This window comes from Endozoicomonas sp. SESOKO4, assembly GCF_024606275.1.
The window spans coordinates 1-9,347 of the sequence record NZ_JAHHPS010000263.1 but is presented as its reverse complement, the minus strand read 5'-3'; the positions used below and the strand labels follow the sequence as shown (position 1 = coordinate 9,347).

8 protein-coding genes are annotated in these 9,347 nt (G+C 41.7%); all 8 read right to left on the bottom strand.

The annotated features are described in order from the left end of the window. Positions 1-66: 66 nt before the first annotated feature. The 8 genes from KDK16_RS04845 to gmd all read right to left on the bottom strand — a co-directional run bounded on the left by KDK16_RS04845 (position 67) and on the right by gmd (position 8,962). A complete protein-coding gene (locus KDK16_RS04845) occupies positions 67-2,007 on the bottom strand; it encodes a nucleoside-diphosphate sugar epimerase/dehydratase (protein ID WP_257274928.1) in 1,941 nt (646 codons plus the stop codon). Positions 2,008-2,141: 134 nt separating this feature from the next. Then, positions 2,142-2,699 (bottom strand): sugar transferase, encoded by a 558-nt coding sequence (locus KDK16_RS04840; protein ID WP_257254803.1) that lies wholly within the window; start codon positions 2,697-2,699, stop codon positions 2,142-2,144. Positions 2,700-2,704: 5 nt separating this feature from the next. Beyond that, on the bottom strand, positions 2,705-3,637 hold the full coding sequence (locus KDK16_RS04835; RefSeq protein ID WP_257254804.1) for an NAD-dependent epimerase/dehydratase family protein: 933 nt from the start codon (positions 3,635-3,637) through the stop codon (positions 2,705-2,707). Between the two features lie 567 nt (positions 3,638-4,204). Next, positions 4,205-4,963, bottom strand: coding sequence for a glycosyltransferase family 2 protein (locus KDK16_RS04830; protein WP_257254805.1), 759 nt, complete (start codon positions 4,961-4,963; stop codon positions 4,205-4,207). Positions 4,964-5,009: 46 nt separating this feature from the next. Continuing rightward, on the bottom strand, positions 5,010-5,210 hold the full coding sequence (locus KDK16_RS13500) for a hypothetical protein (RefSeq protein ID WP_257254806.1): 201 nt from the start codon (positions 5,208-5,210) through the stop codon (positions 5,010-5,012). Positions 5,211-5,289: 79 nt separating this feature from the next. Next, positions 5,290-6,723, bottom strand: coding sequence for a mannose-1-phosphate guanylyltransferase/mannose-6-phosphate isomerase (locus tag KDK16_RS04825; RefSeq protein WP_257254807.1), 1,434 nt, complete (start codon positions 6,721-6,723; stop codon positions 5,290-5,292). Between the two features lie 45 nt (positions 6,724-6,768). Then, a complete protein-coding gene (locus KDK16_RS04820; RefSeq protein ID WP_257254808.1) occupies positions 6,769-7,731 on the bottom strand; it encodes a GDP-L-fucose synthase in 963 nt (320 codons plus the stop codon). Between the two features lie 109 nt (positions 7,732-7,840). Further along, the gene (gene gmd / locus KDK16_RS04815; protein ID WP_257274927.1) at positions 7,841-8,962 is read right to left on the bottom strand and encodes a GDP-mannose 4,6-dehydratase; all 1,122 of its coding nucleotides are present in this window, start codon (positions 8,960-8,962) and stop codon (positions 7,841-7,843) included. Between the last annotated feature and the right edge of the window lie 385 nt (positions 8,963-9,347).

Below are 9,347 nucleotides of genomic sequence, written 5' to 3'. Positions count from 1 at the left end.
CAGACCAATTTGCTGCCGCCGCAGTAGGGCAGTCTATTCTCGGTCAGCCTCCTAGCAAACGACAACTCAATGATAGTTCAAAACCGCTCGCTCAGGATTTGATTCAGCTTGTCTGGACCGATCCATCCAGTCCACAACATCAGACGTTGGACTAAAACCATTCACATAGCTGGAAAGCAGATTTCTCAGATCAGTGAAACGCCCATCTCGTGCCACCTCAAAAATAGTCTCCAAAGCCAGTCTATAGTCATTCCAGGATTCTTTGCTTTCCATAGCCATACTGATTTTAGGATGGCTGGTACCTGCCACATTGTCTCCAATCAACAGTTCTTCATAGAGCTTTTCACCAGGGCGTAAACCCGTGTAGACAATTTCAATATCACCTTCAGGATTACTTTCGTCTTTGAGAGTTAAGCCGGATAAATTAATCATCCGCTTTGCCAGATTGGCTATTTTGACAGGTTTCCCCATATCCAGTACAAAAACCTCACCTCCGCTGGCCATAGCACCGGCTTGAATCACCAAAAGAGCAGCCTCTGGAATTGTCATAAAATAACGATTGATGTCTGGATGAGTCACCGTCACAGGGCCACCAACCCGGATCTGCTCACGAAACGCCGGGATGACAGAGCCACTGGAACCCAATACATTTCCAAACCGGACCATTGTAAAACAGGTATTAACCGGTATTTTTGTTTCTGCCACAACGCCAAACCTGTCCGAGTGGAACAGTTTTACTGAAAGTTCAGCAGCCAACCCCTGCAAAGCCATTTCTGCCAGGCGCTTTGAGGCACCCATAACATTTGTGGGCCGCACTGCCTTATCAGTAGATACCAAGACAAAGCGCTCTACCTGAGTAACAATCGCGGCTTGTGCGGCATAAAGTGTTCCTAACGTATTATTTCGTAAACCTTCTTCTATATTATGTTCAACAATAGGTACATGCTTATAGGCAGCAGCGTGATAAACCGTATCCACAGAAAATCTTCGCAAGGTTTCAATTAATCGCTCCGGATTATTGACCGAACCCAGCACTGCTGCAATCTGAACCGCTTTACAGTCATTTGAACTATTTTGTGTCTTTATTAAATCCTGTTCGACAGAATATAAGCTGAACTCACTGTGCTCATAAAGCACAAGACATAAAGGCTTCCTTTTAAGAATCTGCCGACAGAGTTCAGAACCAATAGAACCACCTGCGCCAGTGACCATCACCACTTTACCAGTGATACACTTTTCCAAGAGATCTTGTCTTGGCTCCACCTCGTCTCTGCCAAGGACGTCACCGATATCAACAGGCTGAATTTCCTGCATTTTCATTCGACCGCTAGCCAGATCAGACACGGCTGGTATTGTTCGAATAGGCAGACCGTGCTGCTCAAGTGTCTGAACAATCTCTTTTCGCCTTAGCCTGCTCGCAGAGGGTATGGCCAGTAACACCTCCTGAACGCCTGTTTCCTGCACCATTTGCCCGAAACTTGAGGGTCGGTATATACGCCTCCCTTGAATAGCACGCCCGGCATTGTCCGGCTTATCATCTAAAAAAGCGACTGGCTGGTACTCAATCCCCCTGTCTAAAGCGGACATCACCTGCACTCCCGCAGCCCCGGCGCCATAAATGGCGACAGGAATTCCCCGGCGTGAGTGCCTTTGCCTGCTAGGGAAAAATTCAGGAAAGATATCTGCTATGGATTCCTCTAATAACCAGCTTCTAATCACGTAGCGTGTGATAGTCATAGTCGGCAGCAACAGGAGCCAGTATATAAAAGGAATAGAGCGTGGAAGTTGGGCCTGTCCGGAGAGAAACCCAGCTAACATCAAGCAGATAGCAGCATAGGAACATGCTTTAAAGATGACGATAAGAGAGTCAGAGCCCATATACCGCAGGACAGCTCTATAAAGTCCCATTTTAACCAGAAAAGGCAAGGTGACTGCCACAGCAACAATAAAGGCTGGATAATAGCGAGTAAAGGGGTCAACCATACTCAGGCGAATATAAAACGCCATCCACAAACAGAAGATTATTGCTATTGAATCGAATAGCAATGCAACTAGCCGTTTACTTGAGCGTGGGAGAGAGAGCAGTGTGTTGCGCATGTGTTACCTGGAGAAGGACTGAAAGTACTGTAGCAAAAACTCTATCATTTAGACTGTTTTACTCTATCGCCCTGACCACGTCCAGCTAGAGTCATAAAAATATAGCGAAAGTAGTTAGAAGGAGACATGCCTTTAATCATTTCCGCATCTGTTTTTGCCAGTAATTCAGGCATTGACATATCAATATCTGACACTTGAGCCAAGCCTGTAATTCCTGGCCTGACATCGTAAACCATTAATCTATCGCGATGCTCAATAAGTTCAACCTGATTAAATAAATTGGGTCTTGGACCGACCAAACTCATTTCACCTTTTAGGACGTTCCATAATTGTGGTAATTCATCCAACTTGGTTTTTCTAAGGAATTTACCAAATCGAGTTATTGAGCTATTTGAAACGAGATGGCTAGCTACAGAAGCAGTATCAGTTCTCATCGTCCTGAATTTAACTAGTATAAAAGGTTTTTTCTTTCTTCCAACCCGCTCCTGTCTAAACAAAGGCGAGCCAGAGTCAAAATAAATAGCAAAATAGATAACAATAAATAAAGGCATTACAAAAATAAAACCGAATAATGAAATTAACAAATCTAATATGCGCAACATATAAATCAATCATCCGAGAAACATTCACAAATCCCTTCATTGAAAGTTAGAAGTGGCTTCCATTGAAGAGTATCTTTCACATGCTTCATGTCAATTTGCAAATCGCCAGCCAATTTATCTATGACCGATGACTTCCCTAATATACTGGCTAAAAAACGAAGAAAAGTGACATTTAATGGTATTAAACATGGAGTTCTACCACTAGCAATAATCAAACTATGCAGCAGTTCAGTTGTAGAAACATCTTCATCATCACTAACAAGAAATGTTTGCCCTGAAGCCGCAGGGTGCTTTATGCAAATCGTAATAAAATCCACTAAATTATTAATACCAATAAAGCTACGTTTGTTGTGAATGGCTCCTAAGGGTAAAGGTAACTTTTTATTTATTAGCTTAAGTAAACTACCAAAGTTTCCTGGTGCTCGCTTTCCATAAACTAGTGGTGGACGAATTACAACCACCTCTAGAGTACTCTTTTTAGAAATTTTTTCCAAGCCCAACTCTGCATTGTACTTAGAGCGACTGTACGAATCGTAAGGACTAGGTGTATCATTAAATGAAAATGGTCTTACACTTTTATTTCCATTTACTCCAATAGAACTTAGAAAAATAAAACGTTTGACACCTGCCTTCAAAGCCTGAACTGCAAGATTCAGAGTACCCTCATTATTTACCTTATTATAATTAGAAATAGTTTTTTCAGAATCACTCTTTAAAATATGAGAATGGGCAGCACAATGAACAACAACAGAAACGCCCTCTAATGCTTCCGTCCAGTCTGTTCTAGCGTCAATAGAACCGACAGATAACACACCCGACAGATACGGATCTTCATTTTTTCGTACAGTACCGACAACATCCAGTGAGCATTCTTCTTTTAGTTTATTATAAAGTACTGATCCAACAAAACCGTTTGCTCCTGTTACTAACACACGCATAACTAATCCTGAATTTTGATATACTACCAACTTGAATAGAGCTAAGCTCTTATTTTAATCCCCTGAATTCAAGTAATAAGTGCATAAACTATGACTTTTCCTGCATCTATTCAGGATAACTCTTTAATTGCATCATGAGAGGCTTTGTAACCCGAACATTTTCGAGGCCTAATATTCAAGTCAGGGCATTCGCACCAATCGAGTACGACTAGGCAAAAGCAGTTTTACAGATGCTTATGACCTGCTGACTTTCAACGGACCTACCCCTGAGCCTTCTGATTGAAGCAATTCTGCTGTGATCTGCTTTTTTGACCCGCAAAGTCTCTAGTACAGGCAAATAAAATCGCTAAATTCGAATGACCAAATAGCGAATAGTAATCGAACCCATTCCAAAAAAAATGACCAGACAGGTTATTTTGTTATAAAAATGCTCATCAATAGCAATTGAGACATGCATTTAATTCAACAACAACTCTTTACCCATCATTAAAACAATGATGATATTACCAATGATATTTAGATTGAATCAAACACAGACAAAAAAGGCTTTAAAAGAACAACTAAACATTAAAGCTCGCTTTTCCTAAATTCATAAAACTTAATCCTAATCTTTTTCATAACAAAGAAAAAAAGTGAAAAATAAAATCCATTTTTTCTAGCTGCTTTGATAATTTCATAGTTTTGCTTAACAATATTACCAACACTCTTATTAGTTTCACCACCAAGGCGCATTCTTACCAAAACCCCAGATATATATTTAACTTTAATTTTGTTTTTACCAATCACTCGTATGAGAAAATCATAATCTGCCGCAAGTCTATTTGAAGTATCAAACAAACCATATTTTTTATATACATAAGATTTGGCAAAAAAAGTAGGATGTGCTGGCATCCAGCCTTTCCCCCATAAACTTTCATCATATTCGCAAGATTTCCAAAATCTTACAACACGACTTAAATCATCCTTTGACACATATACCAGATCTCCATAGCAGGCATCAATATCAGCATTGGAAATGCCAGCAATAACATTGAAGATTACATCATCATCCTGAAAAACATCGTCAGAATTGAGAATACCAATGACATCACCGGTTGCCAGCTTAATACCTTTATTCATAGCATCATAAAGGCCTTCATCTGGTTCAGATATCAGTTGACATATATTTTCTTTGTATTTATCAATAATAGAAAGAGTTTGGTCAGTAGAGCCACCATCTACAATGATATATTCAATATCTCGATAATTCTGGGATATAACGGAACGAATAGTATCTTCAATAGTGATTGCTGAGTTAAAACATACGGTGATTATAGATATTTTCATGCGCCCATTTCGTAAAAATGCATAAGTAGAAAAATAACTGAAGCACTTATCTACTTCTGATCGAAGCAAGTAATTCAGCTGCTTTCAGACTGGGAGCAGAAAGGCAAATATCTCCACCAATTACCATGATCTCTGGCTTTAAATACTCCGCTATAGCCCGACCAATTCGCCAGACAATACCTTCGTTCAATTCACCGGGCATAGGGCCACGAATGTCGTAAGCTTGCAAACAGTTAAGAGTACTCATCAAAAAAGCCAAAATAGAATAAAGTTATATATTGCTTGTGGGTGAATGGTGAATCGTCAATTATGAAATGACTCACAACTTAAGCCCTCCCATATGTATCCTCAAACCGCACAATATCATCTTCTCCCAAGTAGCCGCCGCTTTGAACTTCAATCAATTCAAGGTCAAACTTACCCGGATTTTCCAGTCGATGGACAACACCAATTGGGATATAAGTAGACTGATTTTCGGTTAGCAAAAGTTCCTGATCACCATTGGTAATTCGTGCTGTCCCTTTAACCACGATCCAGTGTTCAGCCCGGTGATGGTGCATTTGCAGTGAGAGCCGGGCACCCGGCTTAACGGTAATGCGTTTCACTTGAAAGCGCTCACCCATATCAATGGAGTCGTAGGCACCCCAAGGACGATAAATTTTACGATGCAGCTTAGCCTCGGGGCGGTTTTCTGCTTTGAGTCGATTTACTATCTTTTTCACATCCTGCACACGGCTCTTATGAGCCACGAGGATAGCGTCATCACTTTCGGTAATCACCAGATCTTCTACACCCACAGTAGCAATCAACTTTTTCTCACTGCGAACATAGGTGTTCCGACTATCTTCCATTAAGACATCCCCAAAAGTAGAGTTACCCAATTGATCTTTTTCAGCAATATCGGCCAAAGAAGACCAGGATCCGACATCGGACCAACCCGCATTCAGGGGAACCATCACCGCATCAGTGGTTTTTTCCATCACCGCATAATCAATGGATTCATCGGGACACGCTAGAAAAGCAGCCTCATCAACACGAACAAAGTCCAGGTCGGAATTCTGCAACTCCATGGCTTGTTGGCAAGCTGTCAGAATATCCGAACGAAACTTGCCCAGTTCTTCCAGATAACGTGAGGCTTTGAACAGAAACATACCGGAATTCCAGTAATAGTTGCCACAGTCCAGGTATTCCTGAGCCGTTTCAAGATCTGGTTTTTCAACAAAGCGCTCCACCTGTGCAAGCTGTTCACTATTTCTGCTTAACGCTTCACTCGCCTTGATGTACCCATACCCGGTTTCTGCCTGAGTAGGCACAATGCCAAACGTGACCAGTTTGTCATTTTGTGCTGCAGGCATCGCAGCTAAAATTGCCTGATGAAAAGCCTGCACATCCTGAATGACATGATCTGCAGCCAACACTAACAACAATGGATCGTTATCGGCTGCAGGCTGTAAGCTCTGCGCTTTCAGCGCCGCCAGTGCTAATGCTGGCGCAGTATTACGACCAACCGGTTCCAGAATAATCGCTGACGGTTTACGGCCCACCTGCCGGAATTGCTCGGCTACCAGGAAACGATGCTCTTCATTGGCAATAACCATTGGCGCACCAAGAGAAGATAAGCCATCCAATCGGGACAAGGTATTCTGCAACATGGTTTGTTCGTTCACCAATGGCAGAAACTGCTTCGGGTATAAAGAGCGAGACTGCGGCCAAAGACGGCTACCAGAGCCGCCGGACATGATAATGGGAATCAGGTTCATAATTATAATTTGCGGGATGTGTGAGTAGTTCTTTTATCTATTAATTTATATTGAACGAAGCTCGTCCTCATGCTCCAGAAACCATTTATAAGTCAACCCAAGACCATCGAACAAAGAGACTGATGATTTCCAACCTAACTGTTCAAGCCGGGTAACATCCATCAGCTTACGCGGTGTACCATCAGGTTTTGTTGAATCAAATACAATCTCACCAGCAAACCCAACCACTTGTTTCATAGTCTCAGCTAATTCGCGAATGGTGCAATCAACTCCAGTACCCACATTAATATGCGACATCATAGCTGAAGTGTGCTGACTGAAAGTCGAGCTATCCAGATTCATGACATGGACACAGGCTGCTGCCATATCATCAACAAAGAGAAACTCCCTCATAGGCTTACCGGTGCCCCAAACTACAACTTCTTTTTCACCACGAATCCTGGCCTCATGAAAACGACGCATCATTGCCGGGATAACATGACTGTTCTCTGGATGAAAATTGTCGTTTACACCATAAAGATTGGTTGGCATTACCGAGCGGTAATCCACACCATATTGTCGATTATAAGACTCGCACAACTTGATACCGGCAATCTTGGCAATGGCATAGGGTTCATTAGTCGGTTCGAGATGACCACTGAGTAACTCATCTTCTACCATAGGTTGCGGGGCCAACTTTGGATAAATACAGCTGGAACCCAGAAACAGCAGTTGCTTAACACCCGCAGCATAGGCCTGATGAATAATATTGCACTCGATCATCAGGTTGTCATAAATAAACTCAGCAGGGTAGGTATTGTTAGCGTGAATACCACCCACCCGAGCGGCTGCCAGATAAACCTGATCGATCTGTACAGAGTCGAAAAAACGACGCACAGCGGACTGGTCAGTCAGATCAAGTTCGGCTCTGTCACGACAGATGATCTCATAACCACCAAATTGTGATAACTGGCGGACAATAGCCGAACCCACCATACCCCGATGACCAGCTACATAAATTCTTTTCATATAAAATGTTCAATTAAATGCTCAAGCACAGAGCTTGGTGAAGTCGATGAAAGGCAAACTAAACGGCAAAGTAACTATAATAATGCTAAAGAGAACGCAGCAGGAAGATTTATTCTCTGGATACTTTCACCTCGTACCCATGCTCCTTCAACAGAGCATGCTGTTTGGCCTTGGCCAGATCGCACTCAACCATTTCGGCAACCATCTCTTCAATCGTGGTTGTTGGCTCCCAGCCCAGTTTAGTTTTAGCATTGGTTGGATCACCCAGTAAGGTCTCCACCTCTGCGGGCCGGAAATATCGTGGATCTACTGCAACTACTTTCTGACCAATTGAAAGCGCTGGAGCCTGATCAGTAGTGAATTTATCAACATAGGCGCACTCATCAACACCTTCCCCTTCCCAGCGTAACTGGATACCAATAGCTTTGGCGGTGAAATCTACGAATTGACGAACGGAATATTGAACGCCGGTGGCAATCACAAAATCCTCTGGTTGCTCCTGCTGTAACATCAACCATTGCATTTCCACATAATCACGGGCATGGCCCCAGTCCCGCAGGGCATCCATATTACCAAGAAATAAACAGCATTCTAGACCTTGTGCAATATTACACAGCCCACGGGTAATCTTACGTGTTACAAAAGTTTCACCTCTGCGAGGTGATTCATGGTTGAAAAGTATACCGTTACAAGCATACATCTCATATGATTCACGATAGTTCACAGTTATCCAATAAGAATAAAGCTTAGCTACTGCATATGGTGAACGGGGATAAAAAGGAGTAGTTTCTTTTTGTGGTATTTCTTGAACCAACCCGTAAAGCTCTGAAGTTGATGCTTGATAAAAGCGGGTTTTTTTTTCAAGCCCAAGAAAGCGGATAGCCTCAAGGAGTCTTAGGGTACCTAAAGCATCTACATCAGCGGTATACTCAGGAGCTTCAAATGAAACTGCCACATGTGACTGTGCGGCCAAATTGTATACTTCATCAGGCAGCACTTCACTAAGAATACGCGTTAAATTTGAGCTATCACTCAAATCACCATAATGGAGTTTAAATTTTGCATTCTCAATGTGAGGATCCTCATATATATGATCAATTCTATCCGTGTTAAATGAAGATGCCCGTCGCTTTACGCCATGAACCTCATAACCTTTACGCAATAATAACTCTGCTAGGTAAGATCCATCTTGACCAGTTACACCCGTAATTAATGCCACCTTTTTATTCAAAATATTTCACCAAAATAAATATTTAAAATTGACTTAACGTTAGGTAACACACTCTTTAATGCGACCCTGTAAGCTGATTTACCACAACTAAATACATGTTGCTTTATCACTACTAATGTAATTAAGATAAATAAAATTACGATAAATTACATGTATATCGCCATCACAAATAGATTTATCTAAAAATCTAACAATCAATTAAACATCATAAAAACATTATTTTAATAAAGAAAACCGAACATGCCGACAGTATGACTATCGATGTATTTCTAAATATGCCTCATATATATTTCATCAGCTTTACTGATAGGCATAATCATTTACCTTGATACCCCGCTGTGTCAGGATAGATGTCGCCTCTTTTGATTCATGACTCTCAATAATT